This is a genomic window from Solirubrobacter ginsenosidimutans (assembly GCF_027587205.1).
Window position 1 is genome coordinate 77,426 of the sequence record NZ_JAPDOD010000015.1, and the last position, 22,345, is coordinate 99,770.

Here is a 22,345-nt window from a genome sequence, read left to right on the forward strand (position 1 = left end):
CGGCCGGTGGGTAGCGAAACTTGAACGTCGACTTCCGGTCGTTTGACTCAGGACATCCGGGCCGATGCCGACCACGCGCGTAACTGATGGCATGCGCGGATGGCTGAAACTACGTCGTCTCATTCGCGTCCTCCGACGCATCGGACCTATCCCCGCGTGCCCGCGAAGCCGGGGTCGGTGATGGAGCGGCGGGTCGAGACTTGGCAACGCGCGGTGCCGGCAAGTCGACGGTTCCCCCGCTCGAGCGCACCCGTTCAAACCGCAGCTCGTTGATCACCGCGCCGGCGAGCACCACGAGCGCCAGCACGTAGAACCAGACGAGCGCGATCAGCACGAAGACCGCGCTCGTCCCGATCCGCAACGTCGAGACGTTCGAGAGATACAGCGGGAACGTCGCGTCGACCAGACCCATGGCGAGCGTCGCGCTGATCGCTCCCGGCCACACGCACGACCACGGGATCGCGCCCTTGGGCACCGCCGCGTACGTGATGCACAGCGCGAGGAACAGGACCAGCAGGCCGACCGCGATCCCGCCGGAGTAGACGAGGTCGCGGCCGTCGCCGAGGCCGAACGGCAGGTCCTTGGCGCCTGAGGCGGCGATCGCCTGCACGGTTGGCACCGCGACGCTCGCGGCGATGAAGATCAGGACCACGAACAGCATCCCGAAGCCGAACAGCTTCTGCCGGACCCACGAGCGGCACGGCAGGTGGTAGATGCGGCAGAACGCGGTGTCGAGCGCCCCCCAGAAGGAGGCGCCGACCCACAGCGATGAGACCAGGGCGACGATGCCGACCGTGGTCGAGGACTGCTGCAGCCGGCGGACGCCCTCCACCAGCGTGCTCTGCGCCGCGGTGGGAAAGATCGTGCGTGCGTCGTTGATGACCGACGCGGCCAGCTCGGGGCTGCGCAGCACCCGCCCGGCGACGAACAGGGCGATCAGCGCGAGCGGGAAGATCGACAGCAGCAGGTTGTACGCCACCATCGCGGCGAGGCCGGTCAGACCGTCCTCGTACGCCTTGCGCCAGAAGGAAGCGACGGCTCGGGCGGCGCGATGCACACCGCCCGTATACCGCGTCTCGCCAGGTTTAGGCGTCGTGGGCGGCTTCCGCCGCCTCGGTCGCGCTCTTGGGCGCGAGCACCTCGGTGACCCGGAGGCCGAATTCCTCGTCGATCACGACGACCTCGCCGCGGGCGATCGGCTTGCCGTTGACCAGCAGGTCGACGGGCTCGCCGGCGAGCCGGTTGAGGGTCACGATCGACCCCGGGCCCAGCGCGAGCGCCTCGCGGATCGTCATCTGGGTCCGGCCGACCTCGACCGCGAGCTCCACCGACACGTCGTGCAGGCGGGAGAGCTCTTCGGCCGTGACCGGGTGCGGAGCCGCAGGCGGCTCCACGGGCCCGGCCGTGGTGGTCTCGAAGGGTGCGTAATCGACGGTTTCAGCCATGGGGTCTCTACTGAACGGTTAGGTCTGAGAACAGGACGTGCTCGACCTTTACATCGGTGTACTTCTTCAAGGACTTGAGGATCTTCTCCTTGAGCTTGTCGCGACCGCTCTCACCGATGAGGTCCTTGTCGGTCGCGTCGGTCAGCTCAGCGGTGATGAGATCGCGGACGATGCCCTCCTGGGACATCGCGCCGTAGCCCTCGGGCGGCGTCGACGTCTCGTGGCCGCCCGCGGCGACGGTCGAGGTGTCGTCGTGGGCGAGGACGAGGCCGATCTGCATCTTGGCGAAGCGGCCGTCGGCCAGGTTGATCAGGAACTCCTTCTGGAGCATGTAGACCGTGCCCTGGACGTGCGGCTTGGGCTCCGCCTTGGCCGGCTTGGCGAGGACGAACTTGTACACGCCGCCGAGCACGGCGAGCAGAGCGATGACTGGGACGATTTTCTTGACCATGGAATTAGCGCCTCCATGCGCTAGGGAGTTGACTCCGTGTCGGTGCTGCTTGTGTGGATCCGGGAGAGGACGATCTCCACCCGCCGGTTCCGGGCACGGCCTTCCGCCGTGGAATTCGTGTCGATCGGGATCTGGCTGCCGAAGCCCTGCACGGTCATCCGGTTCGCGAGGACGCCGATCTCGGCGAAGTCGTTGACCACTGCGGCGGCGCGATCGCCGGACAGGTTCCAGTTGGACTGGTAGCGCGAGTTCGAGATCGGCTGCGAGTCCGTGTAGCCCTCCACGACGACGGGATGGCTGTGCTCGTCGCGCACGATCTGGCCGATCTTGGCGACCAGGCGGTGCGCCTCGGGGTGCAGGACCGCCTCACCCGAGGAGAAGAAGACCTTGTCCGTGAGCAGCTGGATCACCAGGCCGCGCCGGCGCACGGTCACATTGACCTTGCCCGAGACGCCGGCCTCCTTGGCGAGCTTGTCCACGCGCCGCTTGAGCGCGCGGAAGTCCTGCTCCTCCTGCTTGGCCAGCTTCGCTTCCTCGGCGACGTTGTGCTGGCGACTCGTGTTGTTGATCGCGGTCAGCGGGCGCAACGACGGCAGGGGCGGCTCAACCGCGGACTGCTTGGTCTTCTTCTCGTCCGAGCCCGAGTTGAGCATCGAATGACCGCCGTCGAGCACGGCCCCCGAGAACGCGTCCTTGAGGGACTTCTGGAGCGCCTCGAATTTGGACGTGTTCACGGAGGAGATCGCGAAGAGCACCATGAAGAGGCAGAACAGGAGCGTCATCATGTCCGCGAAGGACACGAGCCAGCGTTCCTCGTTCTCGTGCTCCTCCTCATGGTGAGCCCGCTTCTGTCGCTTGTGCCCAGCCATGACGGACTACGCGGCCGCCTTCTCGGCGTTCGCGGCCTTGGCCGCTTCCGGATCGACGCGCAGCGCCGGCGGGACGAAGGTGATGAGCTTCTCCTGGACCACGCGCGGGTTGTCGCCGGCCTGGATGGACAGGATGCCCTCGACGATCAGCGCGCGGGCGTGAAGCTCTTCCTGGGAGAGCTGCTTCAGGCGCGAGCTGATCGGGAGGTAGAGCACGTTCGCGGACGCCACGCCGAGCAGCGTGGCCACGAACGCCGCGGAGATCGACGGGCCGAGGGTCGCCGGCTTGTCGAGGTTGGCGAGCACGTGGATCAGGCCGAAGACGGTGCCGATGATGCCCATGGTCGGGGCGTAGCCGCCGGCCTTGTCGAACGGCTGCACGCTGGCGATGTGACGCTTGCGCATCGCGTCGTTCTCGGACTCGAGGATGTCGGCGACGAGGTCGGGGTCGGTGCCGTCGACGACCAGCTGCAGGCCCTTGCGGGTGTAGGGGTCCTCGATCGTGGACGTGACCTCGTCGAGGGCAAGCAGGCCGTCGCGGCGCGCGGCCTCGGCGTACCCGACCAGCTCGGCGACCTTCGCGTTGAGGTCGTGCTGGGGCGGGTTGAACGCCTTCATGAACATCTTCGGGATGTTCGTGATGCTGGCGAAGCTGGTGCCGATGATCACGGCACCGAGCGTTCCGCCGAGCACGATGCTCATCGCGGAAGGGGACAGGACCGCCATGGGGTTGGAACCCTCCATGGTCGCTCCGAGATACAGGCCGACGATCGCGACGACCAGGCCGATTGCGGATGAGGCCTTCATCGGTCGCTCTCCTCGTCATGGTTGATGGGTGGATTGGCGGCGGTCGCGGCGACGAGCGTGAGGCCCGCTTCGCTGCGGCGCTTGGGGGTGCTGGGCATGGCGCCGGCGAGGATCGAGGAGCGCCACTTCTGGATGGCGGCGACGACGTCGTCGGCCTTGTCGGCCACGAGCACCTTCTGATGCGTGGTCAGGGTCACCACCGTGTCCGGCGTCGAGTCGATGGCGACGATCAGGTCGGGGTTGAGGTAGAAGACCTCAGCCCGCGCGGATAGGCGGTGGAGACGGATCACACCCCTAAGATCGGCATATGTCCTAGGGTCTTAAACGGAAAAGGCTCCCCGAGGGGAGCCTTTCGCCGTGGAGTCAGGACTGCGACCAGCGCGGTTAGCGCTTGAGGTTGACCAGGTCCTGCAGCATCTCGTCGGCCGTCGAGATGACGCGCGAGTTGGCCTGGAAGCCGCGCTGCGCGGTGATCATGTTGGTGAACGTCGACGCCAGGTCGACGTTGGACATCTCGACCGCGCCGGCGGTCGTGGTGCCGAGGCCGTTGATGCCCGGGGTGCTGATGGTCTTCTGCCCCGAGTTGGCCGAAGTGACCCAGCGGTTGCCGCCCTCGCGCTCGAGGCCGGCGGAGTTCGAGAACGTCGCCAGGGTGATGCGGTACGGGGTGACGCGCGTCTGGGACGTCGGGTCGATGTAGGACACGCCGCCCGACTGGTCGATGGCGACGCCGGTCGCGCCGGCCGGGACCTTGATCGCGACGTCGGTCGGGATCGGGTTGCCGGTGCCGTCGAGCGCGTAGCCGGTCACGTACTGGCCGGTCTGCGTCGTCAGGAAGCCCTTGTTGGAGATCGAGAAGTTGCCGGCGCGCGTGTAGGCCGTCGGCGTGATCGGATCGTTCGTGCCCGACGGGTTGCCCTCGCCGATCTGGAAGAACCCGTCGCCCTGGATCGCGACGTCGAGCGGGTTGCCGGTCGTCTGGACCGCGCCGCTGGTCATCAGGTTGTCGATCGAGCCGAGGCCGACGCCGAGACCGACCTGGGCGCCGTTGGAGCCGCCGGTGGCGGTCGTCGCGCCGGCGGCACCGCGCTGGAGCTGGTTCAGCGAATCCGAGAACGTCACGCGCGCGGACTTGTAGCCGATCGTGTTGACGTTCGCGATGTCGTTGGCCGTGACATCCAGCATGACCTGGTGCTGCTTGAGGCCGCTGATGGCGGCGAACATGCCTCGCATCATGAGGGGGAGTGCTCCTTGTTAGGGCGCCGCCGGATCAGGCGACTTCGGTGATGGTGGAGGGATCGATGCCGGTCTGGCCGGCGACGGTGATGGTCGAGACGCCGTCCTTGGACGTCGCGACGCGCTCGACCTTGCCCGTGTGCGGCGCCTTGTCGGTGCCGGTGTAGGTCACCGTGCGACCGATCAGGCCGACCGCGGAAGAGGTGTTCAGCGACTGGGCGATCTGCGTGTTCGTGGACGCCATGTTCGTGATCTGCTCGACCATGGAGAACGACGACATCTGCTGCATCGACTCGTTGGAGTCCATCGGCTTGGTGGGGTCCTGATGCTGCAGCTGGGCGATGAACATCTTCAGGAAGCCGTCTTTGTCCAGCGCCGCCTTGGGGTTCGAGACGTTGGTCGAGCCCGTCTGGGGCCCGGCCGTGGTCGTCATGGGCGGAACGGTCGTCGTGTCAGGCATTGGAGAGGGTCCGATCGGAGGGTGTGTCAGGCCAGGACGTCGACGTGGACGCCGTCAGGAAGGACAAGAGTGGTTTCGGCATTGGCCGGCGCATCCATGAGGAGAGCGCTCTCATTTGCGCTGGAACGGCGGGTGTTCTGACCGAATCCGGGCTTGTAGCGGTCATCGCCGAAGCCGTCCGTGCTGAAGCCGGCGGGCTGGTCCTGACGCTTGTCGGACGTCGAGACGTCCAGCGAGAGCAGGGTGACGTTCTTGTCCTCGAGCTGACGCTTGAGATCGTCGCCCGCCGACGCGAGCATGCGCGCGGCCTCGGGGGAGTCGGCGACGAGCATCGCGTGGAGGCCGGCGCTGGTGCTGCGCAGCCGGACCTCGATCCCGCCGAGCTCGGCCGGCTTGAGGTTCAGCCGGGCGTGCTCGACGCCCTTGCTCGACATCATGTGGACCATCACGCCCGTGGTCGCGACCGCGCGGCTGAGCGGCACGGCGCGCTGGACGCTGGGCGTCGAGGGCATCGCGGGTGCGGCGTTCGGAGCGATCGGGCTCGTGGTGATCGGCTGGGGCGCGGAAGGCGCGGGGGCTTCGGCCGGCTTGGCGGTGTGCTGCGCGGGCGTGGCCGGCTGCGCAGGCGCCGTGTCCTGCGGCTGAGGCTGGGACTGCGCGTCGTCCGGGTTCTGCTGCGGCTGCGACGCCGCGTCCTGCGCCGGGGCGGCGGGAGCGTCGGTCGCGGGCGCCTGGACCTGCGGCTTGGTGAGGTCGATGCCCGCGGGCAACGTGGTGTCGGCGGTCGCCTCGGCCGGGAGGCCTTCGAGCGCGATGGCGCCCGGTGTGGCCGTCGCGGTCGTGGCCGTGGCCGCCGCGTCGGCAGCGGTCGTAGCCGCGGTTGCGGTCGCATCGGCCGCGGTGGCGGCGATCGCGTCGACGGTGCCCGAGAGGGTCGCCTGTGCGGTGGTGGCCGCGGCGACCGAGGCGGGGACCTGGCCGGCGAAGGCCGGAAGCGTGGGTCCGGTGGCGGGCGTCTCAGCCGCGGGCGTGCCCTGCGGAGGCAGCGGGGAGGTGAGCTGCAGCGCGAAGAGGTTCGGCGCGATCGTCACCGTCGGCTTCTGCTCGGTGTTCGCGTCCTGCGTCGCTTCGTCGGTGGGCGCCGGTGCGTCGGCCGGCGGCGGCGCATCGTCAGTCTGGTTGGCCGGCTTGCGCTTGTCGCCCGCGCGGTGCGCGTCGTCGCTGCGGCGCTGCTTGTCGATGTGCCCGTGGTCGTCGTCGCGACGGTTCGCCGGGTTGTCGTCGCGACGGACGGGCTGGTCGCCCTTCTTCGGCGTCGCGGCGCCCAGGAGCGCGGAGAACATGTCGGTCGGCGGAGCCGGGGTGCGTCCCGCGGCCGAAGCCGGGCGGTCAGCAAGTGCCGTGCTGCGCGAGGGCGCAGCGGTGCGGTCGGTGGTCATGGGCCTCTAGATCTCGGAGGGGAGCGCGCCGATGGAGCCGGCGGTGGAGGGGGACGGAGTCGGAGTCGTTTCGGCACCGGCGCGGTAGGCCGCGGCGTTGGCCTGCACGATGCGGACGTAGTTCTGGGTCTCGGCGTACGGCGGCACGCCGCCGAAGCGCTGCACCGCGCCCGGGCCCGCGTTGTAGGCCGCGAGCGCCTTGGTCACGTCGCCGCCGAAGGTGTCGAGCTGCTGCTTGAGGTACTTGGCGCCGCCGTTGAGCGACTGCACGGGGTCGAGCACGTTGCTCACGCCGAGGCCGGAGGCCGTCGACGGCATCAGCTGCGTGAGGCCGCGGGCGCCCGCGCCGGAGCCGGCGTTGGGGTTGAAGCCGGACTCCTGCTTGACCAGGCCCGCCAGCAGGGCGGGATCGACGCCGTTGGCGGTCGCGGCTGCCGTGATCTCGGCGGCGTAGGGCGTGCCAGCGGGGAGGCTCGAGCTGCTCGAGATGGCGCTCGCCGTGGTGGCGGCGGGTGTGCCCGTCGCGAGCGAGGAGAAGGCCGTCGGGGTGGCGCTCGTCGTCGCGTTCTGCAGTGCCGTCGAGAAGCTGGTGGAGGTCGGGGTGGTCGCGGTCGTCGCGGCCGGCTGCGGGCTACCGGAAGCCAGCATCGCTTGCAGCTGGCTGACACGGCTGATCACGGCTTCGATACTCATGCGGCGAGGGCCCCTCCACGTCGGTGAACGGCGAGCGCGAGCTCGTCCAGGGTGTTTTGGGACTTCCTTGCCCACTCTGCGTCGTGCTCGGCCTTCTGGCGTTCCTTGAGCTTGTCGATGGCCTGCCGGTCGCGGGCGGCGGCGGCGAGCACCTCCCGGCGCACGGCCACTTCCGCCTCACGGCGCGCCAGCTCGATCGACGCGTCGATCCGCAGGCGTTCGGTCCGCTCGATGAAGGCCTGCGCCGAGAGAAAGTCAGATGAAGAGAGCCGCTGCGACTGAACGGTCGCGCGAGAGTGATCGCGAGCGGCGATCGCGGCGTCGGTGGCCTGCTCGAGCATGGCTTCACCTTCCGCGCGTACACGCAGTTCGTTGCTGAGGTTCTCGCGGGCGCGATCTTCCGCGCGTTCACGGATCGTTCGGACTCGCTCGAGCCGGAACGTGAACGAGGGCGTCTCCACGAAAGGAGCTATCGGCACATGGGGTCCAGACCTGAAGTGGCCACCGACAAGCGTCCAGCCGTGCTGCATCTCGCGCGCGCTCGCGCGCGAGGACCTCTCGGGCGGCGCGGATCGTAGTTCGGGCGATGCGCGTCTGCGCGACCCTCCTCCTGAGTGCTCTGGCGCTGCTCGTCACTCCGGCCGCACCGGCGGTCCCGCCGCCGAGCAGCCGCGTGCTGTCGGCCGACCTGCGGGTGAGCGCGCCCACGTCGAAGCTGATCCTGCGGGTGCCGCGCGTGGGACGCTGGACCGCGACCTGCCCGGCGGCGTCCGGGACGGTCGGCGTGCGCTTCGTCGCCGACCACCTCTTGGCGACCTCCGACATCGTCGTCGCGCGCTCCTCCGGACCGCCGCTCGGCCTGCGCGTCGACGCGGGCGACACGGTGCTCGCGGAGCCACCCGCCGCCGTGCTCTCGCAACGCTGGCAGATCGCTCCCTTCGCGTCCGCCCAGGTCCACGTGACCGCGGCGACGGTCGTCGCGCGCCGCGTGGACGAGTCGCAGTGCTCCGCCTCCGTCGTCGCGGTGATCGGCCCGGACCAGGGCGCGACGGTGACGGGATGACCGCGCGCCGCGCCCTGACCTGCGCGGTTTTGGCGGCCGCCGCCGCGACCGCGCCGCTCTCCGCGGCCGCGCGCCCGGCCGCAACGACCCTCGCCACCCTCGCGCCCCACGCCGCCGCCACGCTGCTCACCGCCCCCACGCGCCGTCTCGCGGCGTCACTCGCCGCGCCGACGCGCGCGGCCCCCACGCCGCCCGCCGCCTCGGATCCCGCCGCGGGGCTGAGCTGGACGCTTCCCGCCGGGTGGGAGCCGGTGCGGTCGCAGCTCACCGCGCTCGTGCAGCCGGTGCACCGGCTCGCCGCCGCGACCTTCCCGTTGCGACAGGACGCGCCCGATCGGGACTGCGGGCCGGAGACGGCGCGGGCGCAGATTCCGGCCGGTGGGGCGCTCGTGTACCTGCTCGAGGATCGCGAGGCCGAGGCGAGGCCGAAGCGGCTCGCCCACTATCCGGCGCGGCCGCGGCACTTCCGGGTCGCCCGCGCGCGCACGTACGAGTGTCTGGGGCTCGGCGCGATCGTGTGGTGGACCGAGCAGGGTCGCGCATTGCAGGCGCAGGTCGTGCTCGGGCCGCGCGCGGGCGCCGCCCGCCGGCACCAGGTCGAGGCGCTGCTGGACTCGCTCGTCGTCCAGGCGATCGCTCCTCCCGCGCCACCCACCGGCTGGCGCTCCGTGGTCTCGGGCGCGTACGACTCGATGCGCGTCCCGCCCGGCTGGCAGGCGCATGCGCTCAAACGCGTTCACACGACGCCACGCTCGCGCCGCCTGTTCCGGGTCGCCAACCCCGCCGACACGGTCGTCGTGCGGGTCACCGAGCAAACGCGCGGGCGGCCTTCGCCGGCCTTCCCGCCCGCCGCGTCCGCGCTCGTCTTCGACGCCCACCGCCGCGCCGGCCTCAGCTTCCGCGGCTTCCGCTTCTCGATCCGCATCTTCACCCGCCCGGGGTCGAGCGCGAGCGACCTCGCGTGGGCGGAGATCAGCGCGCGCTCACTGGGCGTGTCGGGTGTCGGACGGGGTTAGGCTTGCGATGTCGACCGAGGAGCACGCGGTGCAGGATGTGGTCGCCGGGAGGTTGCGTGTGGCGCGGCCACTGAGCCGCCGCGGCGACGCCGCGCTCGTGCGCGCCGCCCAGGGCGGTTCCGCCGAAGCCGTCGAGGAGCTGTTCCGGCGCCACTGGCCTTCGGTCCACCGCTCCGCCTGGCTGGTCGTGCACGACGCCGCGGCCGCCGAGGACATCGCGCAAGAGGCGTTCGTCAGCGCGCTGCGGGCGCTGGACCGCTTCGATCGCCGCCGGCCGCTCGCCCCGTGGCTGCATCGCATCGTCGTCAACCGCGCGATCGACTGGTCGCGCGCCCGCGCACTGCGCCCCGAGACCGGCGCCGACACGCTGCCCGAGCCGGTCGCACCGGAGACCTCGGTCGAGCTCGGCGACGAGCTCGTGGCCGCGCTCGCCGACCTCGGGCCCGAGCATCGCGCGGTCGTCGTCCTGCGCCACCTCCTCGGCTACACGCCGGGTGAGATCGCGACGATGCTCGACCTCCCACGCGGGACCGTGAACTCGCGCCTGCGCCGCGCCCTGGACGCGCTCTCGCTCGCGCTGGAGGAGGAGCGATGACCCGCGACCAGGTCGACGCCCTCGAGCGGGCGCTGCGCGAGGCCGAGCCGCCCGACGCCGGGCCCGCCCGCGAGCGTGCGCGCCGGACCGTTCTCGCCGCCCACGACGCCACGCGGACGCGGCGGCGGGCGCGGCGGGCGGTGCCGCTCGTCTGCACGGCGCTGGCGGCGATCCTCGCGGCGCTCTTCGTCACCCAGCGCGACAGCGGTCCCGCGCAGGCGGTCGAGCGGCTCGTGCGCGAGATCGTGCGCGAGCCGAAGGCCACGCCGGTGCCGGTACCGAAGAGCGAGTTCGCGCTCCCCGCCGCCGGCCGGCTGCTGGTCAGCGGCGCCGACGGCCTCTTCGTGGTCAGCCGCAACGGCCACCGGACCGCGCTCGGCGACTACGAAGACGCCGACTGGTCGCCGCGCGGATGGTTCGTCGCCGCGACCAACGCCCGCACGCTCACCGCGCTGAACCCGGCCAACGGCCACGTGCGCTGGAAGGTGCAGCCTGGTGGCCCGGTCTCGCTCCCGCGCTGGGCGCCGGACGGCTTGCACATCGCCTACCGCGCCGGCCACACGCTCCGGATCGTCTACGGCAACGGCGAGCATGACGTCATCGCGGGCCGTGACATGGCCGCGGTCGCGCCCGCGTGGCGGCCGAACACGCCCCGCACCGTCGCGTGGGCGGCCGGCGACGGCACCGTGACGGTCGAGGACGCCGACACCGCGAAGGTCCTGTGGACGTTCCGCAGCGGCGCCGTGCGCCACCTCGCCTGGTCCGACGACGGCCGCACACTCCTGATCGCGGGGCGCCGCCACGGCACCGTCCGCGACCTCGTTGCCGGCACCAGCACGCCCCTCCGGCTCGACGGCGACCTGCTCGCGGTCGCCGCCGCCCGCGGCCGGTTCGCGTTTGCGGTCCGGCGCGGGACGCGCACCGAGATCCGCCTGCGCGGCACGGTGCTCGTCTCCGCCGCGGGCCGCCTTGACGACCTCGCCTGGTCGCCGGACGGCCGCTGGCTCCTCGCGGGCGACGCTACGACGGGAGAGTGGCTGCTCGCCCGCGCAACGGGACGAGCGTCCGTGTCCTCGCTCAGCGTCGCCCCGCGTTTCGGCTCCGGAGCGAGGACCCGGGGGTGGTGCTGCTAGTGGATCGCCGGGTCCGCGCCGAGGGCGACGCGGCCGACGAGGTCATAGGCGCGGTTCGCGCCGAGCGGGTGCATGAAGGCACCGGCGCGGACGTCGCGATACGCGCGGGCGAGCGGGTGACCGCTCCGATAGCCGGCGCCGCCCGTCAGGGTCAGCGCGCGGTCGACGACGCGGCAGGCCGCGTCGTTGGTGAAGGTCTTCGCCGCCTGTGCCTCGGCGAAGAGCGCCGCGATGTCCTCGCGGCGTTCGTCGACGAGCTGCGCGGCTCGGGAGAGCGCGCCGCGCGCCGCCGACAGGTCCATGGCGCTCTCGGCGACCAGCGCACGCGAACGTGCGTCGTCGCTTCGGCGAGCGGCCTGGAGCGCCTGGTCCTGCGCCGCCTCGGCGATGCCGAGCGAGGCGGCGGCGTGGAACAGGCCGGCATTCAAGTTGCGGGACATGTAGCCATCGGCGTCACCCACGGGGAAGCCACCGCGCAGGGCTGCTGCGGGGAGCGCTACGGCGTCGAACGTGACGGAGTGGCTGCCGGAGGCGCGCATGCCGAGCGCGTCCCAGTCGCCGTGCACGGTGACGCCTGCGGCGTCGGCCGGCACCATCGCGTAGCCGTAGCGCTCCCCGCCGTCCTCCCCGGCGAACGAAACCGAGGTGTAGAGGACGGTCGCCGCGGGTGAGCCGGTGCAGAACAGCTTGCGGCCGTCGATCCGCCAGCCGTCCGGCGTGCGGGTCGCGACGGTTCCCGGACGGGTGAGGTCCTGCCCGGGCTCGCTCACCGCCGCCGACATGCGCACGCCGTCGCGGGCGATCCGCTCCAGCGCGGGCGCGAGCTTCTCCGCTCCACGCTCGTACATCCGCACCATGTTCAGCAGCGCGGCCATGTGCATGTTCACGCCGATCGCGAGGGAGGCGTCGGCACGCGCCAGGCGGCTGTTGCCCACCACGACGTCGTGCAGGCAGCTCGCGCCCATCCCGCCGAGGTGCTCCGGGATCGGCGCCGCGTAGTAGCCCGCGGCGGCGAGGCGGTCGGCGCCGGCGTGCGGGTAGCTGCCGTCGCGGTCGTGGGCGGCCGCGTGCGGAGCGATCTCCGCCGCCAGCGTCTCGGCCAGCGCCACGAGGCGCTCCCCGGGCTCCGTGCGTGCGGTCAGGGCGAGCGACATCGGTGGTTACTCCGCCACTGCCTCGATGGAGATCGGCACGCCGTTGCGCACCATGTCGTAGACCGCGGAGCGCTTCTGGGCGTTCTCCACGATCGCGCGCAGCTTCTCGGCCGGCGCATCGCCCTTGATGTGGAACGTCGCGCGGATCTGGGTGAAGCCGTTGCGGAAGGCGTCGTCGATGCCGAGGCAGCCGCGCACGTCCATGTCGCCCTCGAAGGTCGAGGAGACCTCGGTCAGGCGCACCTTGCGCGCCGACGCGCTGTACACGAGCGTCGTCGTCAGGCACGCGGCGAGCGCGTGCAGGAGGTACTCGGCCGGGTTCGGGCCGGTGTCGGTGCCGAGCAGCACGGCGGGCTCGCCGGCGTCGAGCAGGAAGGCTTCGGTGCGGGTCGTGTCCTCCCCGCCGGCGCCGAAGAAGCCCTTGATGGTCGAGCGGTTGTGGGCGCCGTTGAGCCACTGGTTGGTGGCGCGGAAGGTGAACGCGCCGAGCTCGGGCTGGGCGCCGATGGCGTCCAGCGTCCCGAACATCTGCTGCGTGTCGACCCCGTTGCGGATCGTTGAGGCGAGCGTCGTCATGGCCGGTAGGTTCCGGCCGAGCGGTTCACCGCCAGGGGTCCTTCGAGTAAACGGCTGGTAGGTGCGGCTCGTACTACCGGGTCACGGCGAACAGCCGCCACTCCCGCGAGGTCCCGGCAGCGCGACGGCGCCCCGCTCCTCGAAGGCGACGCCCGAGAGCGCGACGAGGTCGTGCACGGTCGAGGTGGCGAGGATCTCGCCGGGGCGCGCGGCCTCTGCGACGCGCACCGCGATATCCAGCGCGGGGCCGGTCAGCGTGCCGTTGTGGCGCTCGCACTCGCCCGTGTGCACGCCGGCGCGCAGCTCGGGCTGGACCTCGGCCAGCGCGGCCGCGCAGCGGACCGCGCGTGCGGGACCGTCGAAGCTCGCCCGCACGCGACCCTCCGGGGCGGGGAGCGTGTCGCCGCGGAAGCGGGCGACGACCGCGCGGGTGAACCCCCTGTCGAGCGCCGCGCGGCCCTCGGCCTGCAGGCGCTCGAAGCGCACGACGTTGATCAGCTCCGGGTCCACCTCGAGCGCGTAGCCGGGCTGGCGGGTCTGCAGCGTGCCGGCGGGGAGCGCCTTGCGCAGCGCCGACACGTGGATGTGGACCATCTTGACCGCGGAGTCGGGGACGTCCTCGCCCCACAGGTCGTCGACGAGCCGCTCCACCGACACCGTGCGGTTGGCGTCCAGCAGCAACCGGGCGAGCAGCGCGCGCGGTTTGCGACCCCCGAGCATGAGTGGTTTGCCGCCGCCGTCGAGTACCTCGAGCGGGCCAAGAACGCGGTAGTCCATTGCGGATCGCTCACGCTATCCGACTGCCAGGCGTTTACCCCAGGCCTACCGAGCGTTGGCGCGCCACCCGTTCACTGCCTCCATGTCCGACTCCTTCATCAATGCCATGGGCGCGGCCGTCACCGGTGTCACCGTGGTCACCACGGTGGCGGAGGGCGCGCCGATCGGGCGCACGGTCAGCGCGATGTGCTCCGTCTCCGCCGAGCCGCCGCTCCTGCTCGTCGCGATTCGCACCGAATCGCCGCTCGCCGCCGCCATCGCGTGGCGCGGGGAGTTCGCCGTCAACGTCCTCGCTGACCATCAGGCCGCTCTGGCCGAAACCTTCGCCGGCCGCGGTGCTGCCCCGCAGGCGTTCGACGAGCGCGACTGGTGGCCGCTCTCGAGTGGCTCGCCGCCGCTGCTGCACGGCGCCGCCGCGCGCTTTCGCTGTGACGTGACATCGATGACCGTCGCCGGCACCCACACGCTCGTCCTCGGCGCCGTCACCCGCGCGGAGCGCGGCGCCACCACTCCCCTCGCCTACACCCGGCGCGGCTACGTCGCGCCCTTGACCACCGAAAGGCTCGCCGCATGAACTCGCACCTGCACGCCCAACTGCACGCCCATGGCATCCTCGTCGTCGGCGACGTCGACCTGCCCGCTCCCGAGGCGCATGCACGCCTGCGCGACGCGCTCCGGCGCCGCTATCCCGCCGGCCTCGGTTCGTACGTGTTCTGGCGCCGGGCGGAGCCGGGCGAGCTGCACGTCTCTGACGCGAGCGTCGCCGCGCTGGTCAGCGCAGCACGCTGAACAGCCGCAGCTCGCCGAGCGATCCGCGCTCGTCGAACTCGATCCCGGAGCCGGCGACGAGGTCCTGCACCGTCGAGGTGGCGAGGACCTCTCCGGGCTGGGCGGTGCTGGCGAGATAGGTGGCGACCGCGAGGGCGGAGCCGCTCAGCATCCCGTCGCGCAGTTCGCACTCGCCCGTGTGGATGCCGGCCCGGAGCGCGGGCACGTTGTCGGCCAGCGCGGTCGCGCAGCGGACCGCGCGGGCGGGGCCGTCGAAGCCCGCTCGCACCTTCCCGGGGGGCGCGTCGAGCGCGCGACCGCGGAAGCGGCTGAGCACCGAGTCGAGCAGCGCTCCTTCCGACGCGGGGAGATCTGCCTCGAGCACGGTCGTCAGCACCATGCCCCCGTTCGTCGGCGGGGCGCCGTTGACGCCGCCGAGGAAGAGCTCGATCTGGTCGAGCACGGCCTTCTGGTCGCCCTCCCAGGGCAGATGGTCGACGCCGGGGACCGCGACGACCCGCGCGCCGGGCAACCGCGCGCCCATGTACTCGCTCGCCTCGCGCAGGTACTCGTGCTCGCGGTGCAGGACGAGCGTCGGCACGCGCACGGTGGGCAGCACCGGCCGCACGTCGATCTCCTCGTTCATGTCGGTGATCGCCGCGACCGCGCTCGGGCTCGCCCCGCGCACGAGATAGGACGTGTACCACTCGATCGCCTCGGCGTCCTCCGCGATCGACGGCGCCCGTTCGGCGAGGAACCGCCGGGCCGCGTACTCGCCCCACTGCTCCGCCGTCGGCCGCAGCCAACCGTCCTGCTCCGTCCGGCGCCCGATCGTATAGTCCGGCGCCCAGTTGCGGCGCGCGTAGGAACCCATCGTCACCAGCGCACGGGTGCGGTCGGGATGCGTCGCGGCGAAAAGGGCGCACATCGGCCCGCCCTCGGACACGCCCACCACGGCGGCGCGCTCGACGGCCGCGGCGTCCATCACCGCGCGCACGTCATCCATCCGCTCCTCGAGCGATGCGATCCCCCACACCCGATCCGACAACCCGGTTCCCCGCTTGTCGAACAGGATCAGCCGCCCCATGTTCGAGAGGCGGGTGTAGAAGGACGCGAGCGCCGGCCACTCCCACCCGGGCTGGAACGAGCACACCCACCCGTGCACGAAGACGATGTCCAGCGGGCCGTCACCGACGACCTGATAGGCGATCGAGTAGCCACCGACGGACTCGACGTAACGAATGGGCTCCATGTTGTGCGCAGAACGCTACATGGACGGTGAGGTCCGTCCTAGCCGAGGATGAGCCCCAACCTAAAGAGGGTCTGACCCCCTTTACATAAACGGGGTCAGACCCCCTTTAGAAACGGGGCGAGATCGTGGGTGTGGCGCCTAGAGAGGACATGGCACGTCAACTGCGCATGGACTTCGAGCCGGGTGTTCACCACGTGTGGGCGCGCGGCAATGGTCGGCAAGTGATCTACCTGGCCGACACCGACCGTCACCTGTACTTGGGCCTGTTGGGCCGCTGCATCGACCGGATGGACTGGTCCTGTCTGGCGTACTGCCTCATGGACAACCACCTCCACCTGCTGATCGAGACCCGCAAGACGAACCTCAGCGCGGGTATGCAGCGGCTCCACGGCAGCTACGCGAGCGACTTCAATCGCCGCCACCGGCGGAGCGGGCATTTCTTCCAGGGTCGGTTCGGCAACGAGCCGATGGCCGACGAGGAGCAACTCGTCTCCACCCTCGGCTACATCGCCGCCAATCCGGTCGCCGCCGGGCTGTGCGACACGCCCGACGAGTGGCGGTGGAGCAGTCACGGCGCGCTCGTTCGCGGCGCCGCGCCACGCTGGCTCGACCAGCCCGCCGTCTACCGCTACCTCGCGGCCGGCGGCGGAGATCCCCACGATCGCTACCTCGAGCTGATCAAGACCCGCGCGAACCTAAAGAGGGTCTGACCCCCTTTACATAAACGGGGTCAGACCCCCTTTAGATAACCGGCTAGGAGGGGATGTGGAGCGGGGGGATGGCGTTGTGCAGCGGCATGCCCGCGTGGTCGGGCGGGAGTTCGAAGACGCCGTCGACGATGGGGGCCTCGAAGGAGCCGCTCAGGGTGGCGAGTTGGCCGAGGGTGGCGTCGGCGTGTTCGGCGGAGGAGGGTTCGGTGACGCCTTGCTTGAGGAAGGCGTCGATCGGGCCGCGGGCGGAGATGGCCGCGTCGACCAGTGGGTCTGTGCCGGCCTGGTAGGCGCCGATAGCGATCAGGTCGGCCTTCTCCTTGTAGGTCGCCATGAGCTTGCGGACCTCGTTGCCGGCGGCGCGAACCTCGGGGGAGACGATCTCGCCGACCAACCGCGAGACCGAGGCCAACACGTCGACCGCGGGGTAGTGACCCGCGTGGGCGAGGTGGCGCGACAAGACGATGTGGCCGTCGAGGATGCCTCGGACGGCGTCGGCGATCGGCTCGTTCATGTCGTCGCCGTCGACCAGCACGGTGTAGAGGCCGGTGATCGAGCCAGAGGGGGAGGTGCCGGAGCGCTCGAGGAGCTTCGGGAGCATCGCGAAGACCGACGGCGTGTAGCCGCGGGTGGCGGGCGGCTCGCCGATCGCCAGGCCGACCTCGCGCTGGGCCATCGCGAAGCGGGTGACCGAGTCCATCATCAACAGCACGTCGCGGCCCTGATCGCGGAAGTACTCCGCGATCGCGGTGGCCGTGAACGCCGCCTTCAGGCGCACGAGAGCGGGCTGGTCGGACGTCGCGCAGACCACGACCGAGCGGGCGAGACCTTCCTCACCCAGGTCGCGCTGCATGAACTCCAAGACCTCTCGGCCGCGCTCGCCGACCAGGCAGATCACGTTGATCTCGGCCGAGGTCGAGCGGGCGATCATGCCCAGCAGCGACGACTTGCCGACACCGGAGCCGGCGAAGATGCCGAGGCGCTGCCCGCGCCCGCAGGGGACCATGGCGTCCAGTGCGCGCACGCCCAAGGAGACGCGCTCGTCGATTCGCGGGCGCGACAAGGGGTCAGGCGGGGCGGCTTCGGCCGCGCGCCACATCAAGTTCGGGATCGGGCCCTTGCCGTCCATAGGACGACCCAGCCCATCCAGCGCGCGGCCGAGCAGTGCATCGGACACGTTGACCGACAGCGGCTGACCCGACGCGGTCACCCGCGCGCCCGGGCCGATGCCCGCGGCCTCGCCCAGCGCCATCAAGAGCGTCCGGCCGGCGCGGAAGCCGACGACCTCGGCGGGCACGGACGGACGGCCGCGGCCGGTCTCGATCGTGCACACCTCACCCACCTCGGCCTCGAGGCCGGTGGCTTCGACGATCAGGCCGATCAGGTCGACCACGCGGCCGGTCCGCCGGTGCAGATCCGCGTCGCGGATCGCCAGCGTGGCCTCTGAGAGCAGGTCTTCGTTGGCGTCGACCGCGTCGAGCGCCGCATCCATCACCGAGAACACAGAGGTCTTATCGGCAGCGAGCCGGAGATCATGAGCGGCCGAGCGCGGCGGCGACGACCTCGCCCGCGCGCTCGAGCTTGGTCTCCACGCGCGCGTCGACGTCACCCACCGGCGTGCGCACGATGCACCCGCCGCGAGCCACGCGCCGCTCGGCCTCGACGATGCAGTGCTCGATGCCGCCGAGCGAAGCCCGCAGGCCGTCCATCGCCTCGCGGACGATCTCGAGGTCGTCCGGGTTCACCAGGACGGTGATCCGGTCGCGCTCGACGATCCCGCGCAGCGCCATCTCGACGGCCCCGACGACCTTCTCCGGCTCCAGGCCGAGCGTGACGCCGACGATCTTCTTCGACAGCGCCAGCCCGAGTTCGACCGCACGGCGCTCGAGCTCAGTCGCCATCTCGGCCTGCTGCGCGCGGACGTCGGCGATCGCCTGCGTCAGCGCGGCGAGCGCCGGCTCCAGCGAAGCGATCGCGTCGGAACGCCCCGAGGCGTAGCCCTCGTTGCGCGCCTCCTCGCGGATGCGTTCCGCGTCCTCGCGCGCCTCGGCGAGGACGTCCAGGACGGCCTCGGCGTCCGAGACCGGAGCGCGCGGCGGAGCCAGCGGCTCCAGCGCCTTGAAGTCGAACTCGGCGATCAGCCCGCTCATCTAGACCAGCGCGTCCTCTCCACCCGCACCGCGGGAGATGACGATCGCACCGGCCTCCTCGAGGCGGCGCACGACGCCGACGATGCGGCCCTGCGCCTCCTCGACCACGCGCTTGCGCTGCGGCGGCTGGAAGTCGATCTCCTCGCGCAGCAGCTCGGCGCCACGCTCGGACATGTTCGAGAAGATGCGACCGCGAACGTCCTCGTTGACACCGCGCAGGGCGATGGCGAGGTCCTTCTGGTCGACCTCCTTGAGCACCATCTGGATCGAGCGGTCGTCGAGCTTGACGACGTCCTCGAAGGTGAACAGCAGCAGGCGGATCTCCTCGGCGAGCTCGGAGTCGGCCTTGGCCAGCTCGTCGAGCACGTTGCGCTCGGTCGTGCGATCGGCGCTGTTGAGGATGTCGGCGAGCGACTTGACGCCGCCGGCGACCGCGTACTCCTGGGCGCCGACCGCGGACAGACGCGAACGCATGACGCTCTCGACCTGCGCGACGACCTCCGGGCGGGTCTCGCCCATCATCGCGATCCGCAGGGCGACGTCGGCCTGGATCTCGGTGTCGATGTTCGAGAGCACCTGCGACGCCAGCGTGGTGTGCAGGTTCGAGACGACCAGCGCGACGGTCTGCGGCGACTCGTTGCGCAGGAAGACGACGATCTGCTCGGCCGGCGTGCGGCGCAGGAACTCGAACGGGCGGCGCTCGATCGTGGCCGCGAGGCGGCCGATGATCTCGTCCGCGCGGTCCTCACCCAGCGACCGCATGAGCACGCTGCGGGCGAAGTCGACGCCGCCTTCGGCGAGGTAGTCCTCCGCGAGCACGGACTCGACGGCCTCGGTGATGACGTCGCGACAGACCTCGGTCGGGATCTTCTGGGCCTTGGCGAGCTCAAGCGAGAGCGCCTCGACCTCGGTGTCACCCAGGAACTTGAAGATCTCGCTCGCCCGCTGCTCGCCGATCGCGACGAGCAGGGCGGCGGCCTTCTGGACTCCCTTCAGGGACGACTTGGTGACGGGTGCGTCGCCGGTGGTGGCCAATGCGGTGCTCATCGTCCTAGTCCTCCGCCATCCAGGCCTTGACCTGCGCGGCGACGCGCTCGGGCTCGCGCTCCATCAGCTGGTCGAGCTGATGCAGGCTGGCGTCCGGCACGCGCGGCGGCAGCATGGCCGAGGCGGCGGTGTCGAGGTAGTTCGGCTGCGTGCGGGCTTCGAGCTGCGCCAGCGACATCGGCTCCTCGATCGTCGTCAGCCAGGCCGGCGTGCCGAGGTTCTCGCTCTCGCGCTTCTTCAGCCCGCGGGTCATGAAGAAGAGGAAGAGCAGGCTGGCGAGGCCGAGGCCGACCCACTTGAGCGGGCCGAGCATCGTCGTCGGGACCGGGCCCGCCTTGGGCGTGACCGGCTTGGCGAACGCCATCTGCTGGGCGGTCATCGTGTCGCCGCGCGCGGTGCTGATGCCGGCCGCGGCGGCCACGGTCGACTTCAGCTGGGTGAAGACGGCCGGCGGGACCGACTTGTCGACGATCAGCGCGACGTCGAGCTTGTTGATCGCGCCACCGGCCTTCTTGGTGTCGGTGACGGTCTTGTCGACGCCGTACTGCGTCGAGCCCTTCTTGGACTTGTAGTTGCCCGTGCCCGCGGCGTTGGCGTTGCCGTTGTTGGAATAGGTCGGGACGTTGGAGCCCGTGCCCGCCTTGCCGGCCGCGTTGGCCGCGCCGGTGCCGGTCAGCGTCTCGTTGTCCACGGTCGTCGAGAGCGGAACGGTGTTGGTGCCGTACTTCAGCGCCTTCTCGGTCGTCTCGTCCATGTTGAGGTCGGCGTTGACCTTGACCTGCGCCTTGCCCGGGCCGAGCGTTCCGGCGAGCATCGCGTTGATCGTGGCTTCCTTCTGGCGGGCGAAGCGCGCCTCGGCGCTCTGCTTGCTCGAGCCGCTTCCGTCGCCGCCGGCGTCGGCGGACGGCCAGAGGATGGCGCCGGTCGCGTCGGTGATCGTCACGTTGTCGGTCTTGAGGCCCTGGACGGCGCCGGCGGCGAGCTGCGCCATGCCGCGCACGGCACCCGGCTGCAGCGTGTCGGCGGAGTTGCCGAGCATGATCGACGCCGTCGCCGGCGAGGAGGTGTCGGCGAACAGGTCGTCCTGCGGCATCACGATCTGCACGCGCGGGCTGGAGACGCCGTCGATGCCCGAGAGCGTCTTGGCGACCTCACCCTCGAGGGCGCGCTGCGCGGTCTTCTGCTGCTGGAACTGCGAGGCACCCAGCTTGGACTGGTCGAGCAGCTCGTTGCCGGGCTGCGTGCCGCCGCCCGAGACCGAGACGCCCTGGCCGGCGAGCGCGATACGCGCCTGCGCCGTGGAGGCCTTCTCGACGGCGAGCGCCGTTCCATTGTTCCGGAGCTCGTAGGCGACGCCCTGCGTGTCCAGCGCGGCGGTGATCTTGCCCGTCTGAGCGGGGTCGAGACCGGTCGCGATCAGCGCGTAAGACGGAGCCGTGGCGATCTTGAGCATGACGAACGCGATCGCGAGGATCGCGACGGCCGACACGCCGAGCACGGCTTTCGTCTTGGCCGGGAGGGCGAGGAGGTTTTGGAGGAACGGCGGCATGGTTCAGGTCAGACCTGGGTGTGGAAGATTTCCTGGGCGGCCTCGACGGCCTTGGTGCGGATCTGGCCCGCGAGCTGCATCGAGAGCTGCGCGCGCTCGACGGCCATCACGACCGCGGTCGGATCAGAGGCCTGCCCGGTGGCGAGCGCCTGGGCCTGGGCCGACGCGTCGTTCTGCGTCTTGGCCAGCGCCTCGATGGAGTCGCCGAGCATCGAACCGAAGCTCGAACCCGACTCACCGGTCGGCGCGGTGGCCTCGACCGGCTGGATCTGCCATTCGGCGCCGGAAACGGCGAGGGACGGGTCAACGGTCATCGGAGGATCTCCAGGGTCTTGGCGAACATCTGCTTGGAGGCCGACATCGCGGTGACGTTGGCTTCATACGAGCGCTGCGCGTCGATCAGGTCCACCATCTCGGTGACCGTGTCGACGTTCGGCATGCGCACGTAGCCCTGCGCATTGGCATCCGGGTGGCTGGGGTCGTAGACGAGCTTGCCGTCGGTCGCGTCCTCGGTGATCGCCGTGGCCTGGACGCCGCCGGGCGCGACGCCCGACCCGCTGCCCATGGCCTTGCTCAGCGCCGAGCCGAAGCCGTCGCCGCTGCCGACCGCCTCGAGGGTGACCTCCTTGCGGCGGTAGGGCGTGCCGGCGGCCGTCTTGGTGGTCTCCGCGTTGGCGAGGTTCTCAGCCGTCACGTTCATCCGCAGGCGCTGCGCGGTGAGCGCGCTCGCGGAGATCTCCATGCCACCGAACATCGACATCAGTTGACACCCATGGCCGCACGCAGGATCGCGTTGCGGGTCTTGGCGACCGAGACGGCGGCCGACTGCTCGAGCGCGTTGGCCGACAGCTTGGCCGACTCGTTCTCGACGTCGATCGAGTTGCCGTCGGCCTGTGTGGCGCCGACGGTCGGATCGGCCTGGGTGGTGAAGCTCGTCGCCTTCACGGCGCTCTTGGCGTCCGAGGAGCCGAGTGCCGCGGCCAGCGCGCTGTGGAAATCCACATCAACACGCTGGTAACCGGGCGTGCTCGCATTGGCGATGTTCGCCGCGAGCGCCTCATTGCGCTGTGACGCGCCTGAGATGCTGCGCTCGAGCGCCAGCTGGGTGGTATCGATCAGCACGGGACGGAAGGGCTCCTGGAGGGAAGAGGGGGC

General features: G+C 71.0%; 29 protein-coding genes. 7 read left to right on the plus strand and 22 right to left on the minus strand.

Annotated features, from left to right (window positions below; all coding sequences use genetic code 11):
• Positions 1-109 precede the first annotated feature (109 nt).
• The 11 genes from OM076_RS16805 to fliJ form a co-directional block, all read right to left on the minus strand.
• Complete coding sequence (locus OM076_RS16805; protein ID WP_270041182.1) at positions 110-1,057, minus strand: YihY/virulence factor BrkB family protein; 948 nt, start codon at positions 1,055-1,057, stop codon at positions 110-112.
• 28 nt (positions 1,058-1,085) lie between these two features.
• Positions 1,086-1,445: a flagellar motor switch protein FliN gene (gene fliN / locus OM076_RS16810; protein WP_270041183.1), complete on the minus strand. Its 360-nt coding sequence runs from the start codon at positions 1,443-1,445 to the stop codon at positions 1,086-1,088.
• 7 nt (positions 1,446-1,452) lie between these two features.
• A complete protein-coding gene (locus OM076_RS16815; RefSeq protein ID WP_270041184.1) occupies positions 1,453-1,896 on the minus strand; it encodes a flagellar basal body-associated FliL family protein in 444 nt (147 codons plus the stop codon).
• Positions 1,897-1,916: 20 nt separating this feature from the next.
• Positions 1,917-2,765, minus strand: a complete 849-nt coding sequence (locus tag OM076_RS16820) for a flagellar motor protein MotB (RefSeq protein WP_270041185.1) — start codon at positions 2,763-2,765, stop codon at positions 1,917-1,919.
• Positions 2,766-2,771: 6 nt separating this feature from the next.
• A complete protein-coding gene (locus OM076_RS16825) occupies positions 2,772-3,572 on the minus strand; it encodes a flagellar motor protein (protein ID WP_270041186.1) in 801 nt (266 codons plus the stop codon).
• The gene (locus OM076_RS16830; RefSeq protein ID WP_270041187.1) at positions 3,569-3,862 is read right to left on the minus strand and encodes a flagellar FlbD family protein; all 294 of its coding nucleotides are present in this window, start codon (positions 3,860-3,862) and stop codon (positions 3,569-3,571) included. The genes OM076_RS16825 and OM076_RS16830 overlap by 4 nt, the downstream gene beginning before the upstream one ends.
• Positions 3,863-3,956: 94 nt before the next feature.
• Positions 3,957-4,796, minus strand: a complete 840-nt coding sequence (locus OM076_RS16835; protein WP_270041188.1) for a flagellar hook-basal body protein — start codon at positions 4,794-4,796, stop codon at positions 3,957-3,959.
• A 46-nt stretch (positions 4,797-4,842) separates the two neighbouring features.
• Positions 4,843-5,241 carry a flagellar hook capping FlgD N-terminal domain-containing protein gene (locus OM076_RS16840; protein WP_270041189.1) on the minus strand — a complete coding sequence of 133 codons (399 nt, stop codon included), beginning with the start codon at positions 5,239-5,241 and terminating at the stop codon, positions 4,843-4,845.
• 53 nt (positions 5,242-5,294) lie between these two features.
• Entirely contained in the window at positions 5,295-6,707 is a 1,413-nt protein-coding gene (locus OM076_RS16845; RefSeq protein WP_270041191.1) for a flagellar hook-length control protein FliK, read from the minus strand.
• A 6-nt stretch (positions 6,708-6,713) separates the two neighbouring features.
• Positions 6,714-7,400, minus strand: coding sequence for a lytic transglycosylase domain-containing protein (locus OM076_RS16850; protein ID WP_270041192.1), 687 nt, complete (start codon positions 7,398-7,400; stop codon positions 6,714-6,716).
• Positions 7,397-7,861, minus strand: a complete 465-nt coding sequence (fliJ, locus tag OM076_RS16855; RefSeq protein ID WP_270041193.1) for a flagellar export protein FliJ — start codon at positions 7,859-7,861, stop codon at positions 7,397-7,399. Before fliJ ends, OM076_RS16850 begins: the two co-directional genes overlap by 4 nt.
• Before the next feature lie 125 nt (positions 7,862-7,986).
• Between fliJ and OM076_RS16860 the strand changes: the two genes are divergently transcribed.
• From OM076_RS16860 to OM076_RS16875, 4 genes are read left to right on the plus strand one after another with little or no spacing between them, the layout of a single operon-like run.
• Positions 7,987-8,463: a hypothetical protein gene (locus OM076_RS16860; protein WP_270041194.1), complete on the plus strand. Its 477-nt coding sequence runs from the start codon at positions 7,987-7,989 to the stop codon at positions 8,461-8,463.
• Positions 8,460-9,479, plus strand: coding sequence for a hypothetical protein (locus tag OM076_RS16865; protein ID WP_270041195.1), 1,020 nt, complete (start codon positions 8,460-8,462; stop codon positions 9,477-9,479). Before OM076_RS16860 ends, OM076_RS16865 begins: the two co-directional genes overlap by 4 nt.
• 7 nt (positions 9,480-9,486) lie before the next feature.
• Positions 9,487-10,074 carry an RNA polymerase sigma factor gene (locus OM076_RS16870; protein ID WP_270041196.1) on the plus strand — a complete coding sequence of 196 codons (588 nt, stop codon included), beginning with the start codon at positions 9,487-9,489 and terminating at the stop codon, positions 10,072-10,074.
• Positions 10,071-11,207 carry a WD40 repeat domain-containing protein gene (locus OM076_RS16875; protein WP_270041197.1) on the plus strand — a complete coding sequence of 379 codons (1,137 nt, stop codon included), beginning with the start codon at positions 10,071-10,073 and terminating at the stop codon, positions 11,205-11,207. The genes OM076_RS16870 and OM076_RS16875 overlap by 4 nt, the downstream gene beginning before the upstream one ends.
• Here the strand turns inward: OM076_RS16875 and OM076_RS16880 are convergent.
• From OM076_RS16880 to OM076_RS16890, 3 genes are all read right to left on the minus strand, one after another.
• Complete coding sequence (locus tag OM076_RS16880; RefSeq protein ID WP_270041198.1) at positions 11,204-12,361, minus strand: acyl-CoA dehydrogenase family protein; 1,158 nt, start codon at positions 12,359-12,361, stop codon at positions 11,204-11,206. The two genes, OM076_RS16875 and OM076_RS16880, sit on opposite strands and share 4 nt — an antisense overlap.
• Before the next feature lie 6 nt (positions 12,362-12,367).
• Positions 12,368-12,937, minus strand: coding sequence for an OsmC family protein (locus tag OM076_RS16885; RefSeq protein ID WP_270041199.1), 570 nt, complete (start codon positions 12,935-12,937; stop codon positions 12,368-12,370).
• An 81-nt stretch (positions 12,938-13,018) separates the two neighbouring features.
• Entirely contained in the window at positions 13,019-13,714 is a 696-nt protein-coding gene (locus tag OM076_RS16890) for an AfsR/SARP family transcriptional regulator (protein ID WP_270041200.1), read from the minus strand.
• A gap of 82 nt (positions 13,715-13,796) precedes the next feature.
• On the opposite strand from OM076_RS16890, the gene OM076_RS16895 reads away from it, so the two are divergent.
• Positions 13,797-14,288: a flavin reductase family protein gene (locus tag OM076_RS16895; protein ID WP_270041201.1), complete on the plus strand. Its 492-nt coding sequence runs from the start codon at positions 13,797-13,799 to the stop codon at positions 14,286-14,288.
• Positions 14,285-14,503, plus strand: coding sequence for a hypothetical protein (locus OM076_RS16900; RefSeq protein ID WP_270041202.1), 219 nt, complete (start codon positions 14,285-14,287; stop codon positions 14,501-14,503). Before OM076_RS16895 ends, OM076_RS16900 begins: the two co-directional genes overlap by 4 nt.
• On the opposite strand, the gene OM076_RS16905 is transcribed toward OM076_RS16900, so the two are convergent.
• On the minus strand, positions 14,487-15,734 hold the full coding sequence (locus OM076_RS16905) for an alpha/beta fold hydrolase (RefSeq protein ID WP_270041203.1): 1,248 nt from the start codon (positions 15,732-15,734) through the stop codon (positions 14,487-14,489). The two genes, OM076_RS16900 and OM076_RS16905, sit on opposite strands and share 17 nt — an antisense overlap.
• Before the next feature lie 149 nt (positions 15,735-15,883).
• Here OM076_RS16905 and OM076_RS16910 point away from each other — a divergent pair, with 149 nt between their 5' ends.
• The gene (locus OM076_RS16910) at positions 15,884-16,444 is read left to right on the plus strand and encodes a transposase (RefSeq protein WP_270041204.1); all 561 of its coding nucleotides are present in this window, start codon (positions 15,884-15,886) and stop codon (positions 16,442-16,444) included.
• Between the two features lie 43 nt (positions 16,445-16,487).
• Here the strand turns inward: OM076_RS16910 and OM076_RS16915 are convergent, their stop codons facing one another.
• The 7 genes from OM076_RS16915 to flgB are packed head-to-tail and all read right to left on the minus strand — an operon-like array spanning position 16,488 to position 22,312.
• Entirely contained in the window at positions 16,488-17,936 is a 1,449-nt protein-coding gene (locus OM076_RS16915) for a FliI/YscN family ATPase (RefSeq protein WP_270041205.1), read from the minus strand.
• A 40-nt stretch (positions 17,937-17,976) separates the two neighbouring features.
• Positions 17,977-18,594: a FliH/SctL family protein gene (locus OM076_RS16920; RefSeq protein WP_270041206.1), complete on the minus strand. Its 618-nt coding sequence runs from the start codon at positions 18,592-18,594 to the stop codon at positions 17,977-17,979.
• Positions 18,595-19,641, minus strand: coding sequence for a flagellar motor switch protein FliG (gene fliG, locus OM076_RS16925; RefSeq protein WP_270041207.1), 1,047 nt, complete (start codon positions 19,639-19,641; stop codon positions 18,595-18,597).
• A 4-nt stretch (positions 19,642-19,645) separates the two neighbouring features.
• Positions 19,646-21,190: a flagellar basal-body MS-ring/collar protein FliF gene (gene fliF / locus OM076_RS16930; RefSeq protein WP_270041208.1), complete on the minus strand. Its 1,545-nt coding sequence runs from the start codon at positions 21,188-21,190 to the stop codon at positions 19,646-19,648.
• Positions 21,191-21,198: 8 nt separating this feature from the next.
• Complete coding sequence (gene fliE / locus OM076_RS16935) at positions 21,199-21,504, minus strand: flagellar hook-basal body complex protein FliE (protein ID WP_270041209.1); 306 nt, start codon at positions 21,502-21,504, stop codon at positions 21,199-21,201.
• Positions 21,501-21,950 carry a flagellar basal body rod protein FlgC gene (flgC, locus tag OM076_RS16940; protein ID WP_372518049.1) on the minus strand — a complete coding sequence of 150 codons (450 nt, stop codon included), beginning with the start codon at positions 21,948-21,950 and terminating at the stop codon, positions 21,501-21,503. The genes fliE and flgC overlap by 4 nt, the downstream gene beginning before the upstream one ends.
• Positions 21,950-22,312 (minus strand): flagellar basal body rod protein FlgB, encoded by a 363-nt coding sequence (gene flgB, locus OM076_RS16945; protein ID WP_270041211.1) that lies wholly within the window; start codon positions 22,310-22,312, stop codon positions 21,950-21,952. The genes flgC and flgB overlap by 1 nt, the downstream gene beginning before the upstream one ends.
• Positions 22,313-22,345: the final 33 nt, after the last annotated feature.

Excerpts from the sequence above, each read along its gene's own strand:
- fliN (WP_270041183.1), bottom strand. The coding sequence starts at position 1,445 with ATGGCTGAAACCGTCGATTACGCACCCTTCGAGACCACCACGGCCGGG.
- OM076_RS16815 (WP_270041184.1), bottom strand. The coding sequence starts at position 1,896 with ATGGTCAAGAAAATCGTCCCAGTCATCGCTCTGCTCGCCGTGCTCGGC.
- OM076_RS16820 (WP_270041185.1), bottom strand. The coding sequence starts at position 2,765 with ATGGCTGGGCACAAGCGACAGAAGCGGGCTCACCATGAGGAGGAGCAC.
- OM076_RS16825 (WP_270041186.1), bottom strand. The coding sequence starts at position 3,572 with ATGAAGGCCTCATCCGCAATCGGCCTGGTCGTCGCGATCGTCGGCCTG.
- OM076_RS16835 (WP_270041188.1), bottom strand. The coding sequence starts at position 4,796 with ATGTTCGCCGCCATCAGCGGCCTCAAGCAGCACCAGGTCATGCTGGAT.
- OM076_RS16840 (WP_270041189.1), bottom strand. The coding sequence starts at position 5,241 with ATGACGACCACGGCCGGGCCCCAGACGGGCTCGACCAACGTCTCGAAC.
- OM076_RS16845 (WP_270041191.1), bottom strand. The coding sequence starts at position 6,707 with ATGACCACCGACCGCACCGCTGCGCCCTCGCGCAGCACGGCACTTGCT.
- OM076_RS16850 (WP_270041192.1), bottom strand. The coding sequence starts at position 7,400 with ATGAGTATCGAAGCCGTGATCAGCCGTGTCAGCCAGCTGCAAGCGATG.
- OM076_RS16860 (WP_270041194.1), top strand. The coding sequence starts at position 7,987 with ATGCGCGTCTGCGCGACCCTCCTCCTGAGTGCTCTGGCGCTGCTCGTC.
- OM076_RS16865 (WP_270041195.1), top strand. The coding sequence starts at position 8,460 with ATGACCGCGCGCCGCGCCCTGACCTGCGCGGTTTTGGCGGCCGCCGCC.
- OM076_RS16870 (WP_270041196.1), top strand. The coding sequence starts at position 9,487 with ATGTCGACCGAGGAGCACGCGGTGCAGGATGTGGTCGCCGGGAGGTTG.
- OM076_RS16875 (WP_270041197.1), top strand. The coding sequence starts at position 10,071 with ATGACCCGCGACCAGGTCGACGCCCTCGAGCGGGCGCTGCGCGAGGCC.
- OM076_RS16880 (WP_270041198.1), bottom strand. The coding sequence starts at position 12,361 with ATGTCGCTCGCCCTGACCGCACGCACGGAGCCCGGGGAGCGCCTCGTG.
- OM076_RS16885 (WP_270041199.1), bottom strand. The coding sequence starts at position 12,937 with ATGACGACGCTCGCCTCAACGATCCGCAACGGGGTCGACACGCAGCAG.
- OM076_RS16890 (WP_270041200.1), bottom strand. The coding sequence starts at position 13,714 with ATGGACTACCGCGTTCTTGGCCCGCTCGAGGTACTCGACGGCGGCGGC.
- OM076_RS16895 (WP_270041201.1), top strand. The coding sequence starts at position 13,797 with ATGTCCGACTCCTTCATCAATGCCATGGGCGCGGCCGTCACCGGTGTC.
- OM076_RS16900 (WP_270041202.1), top strand. The coding sequence starts at position 14,285 with ATGAACTCGCACCTGCACGCCCAACTGCACGCCCATGGCATCCTCGTC.
- OM076_RS16905 (WP_270041203.1), bottom strand. The coding sequence starts at position 15,734 with ATGGAGCCCATTCGTTACGTCGAGTCCGTCGGTGGCTACTCGATCGCC.
- OM076_RS16910 (WP_270041204.1), top strand. The coding sequence starts at position 15,884 with ATGGCACGTCAACTGCGCATGGACTTCGAGCCGGGTGTTCACCACGTG.
- OM076_RS16915 (WP_270041205.1), bottom strand. The coding sequence starts at position 17,936 with ATGGATGCGGCGCTCGACGCGGTCGACGCCAACGAAGACCTGCTCTCA.
- OM076_RS16920 (WP_270041206.1), bottom strand. The coding sequence starts at position 18,594 with ATGAGCGGGCTGATCGCCGAGTTCGACTTCAAGGCGCTGGAGCCGCTG.
- fliG (WP_270041207.1), bottom strand. The coding sequence starts at position 19,641 with ATGAGCACCGCATTGGCCACCACCGGCGACGCACCCGTCACCAAGTCG.
- fliF (WP_270041208.1), bottom strand. The coding sequence starts at position 21,190 with ATGCCGCCGTTCCTCCAAAACCTCCTCGCCCTCCCGGCCAAGACGAAA.
- fliE (WP_270041209.1), bottom strand. The coding sequence starts at position 21,504 with ATGACCGTTGACCCGTCCCTCGCCGTTTCCGGCGCCGAATGGCAGATC.
- flgC (WP_372518049.1), bottom strand. The coding sequence starts at position 21,950 with ATGTCGATGTTCGGTGGCATGGAGATCTCCGCGAGCGCGCTCACCGCG.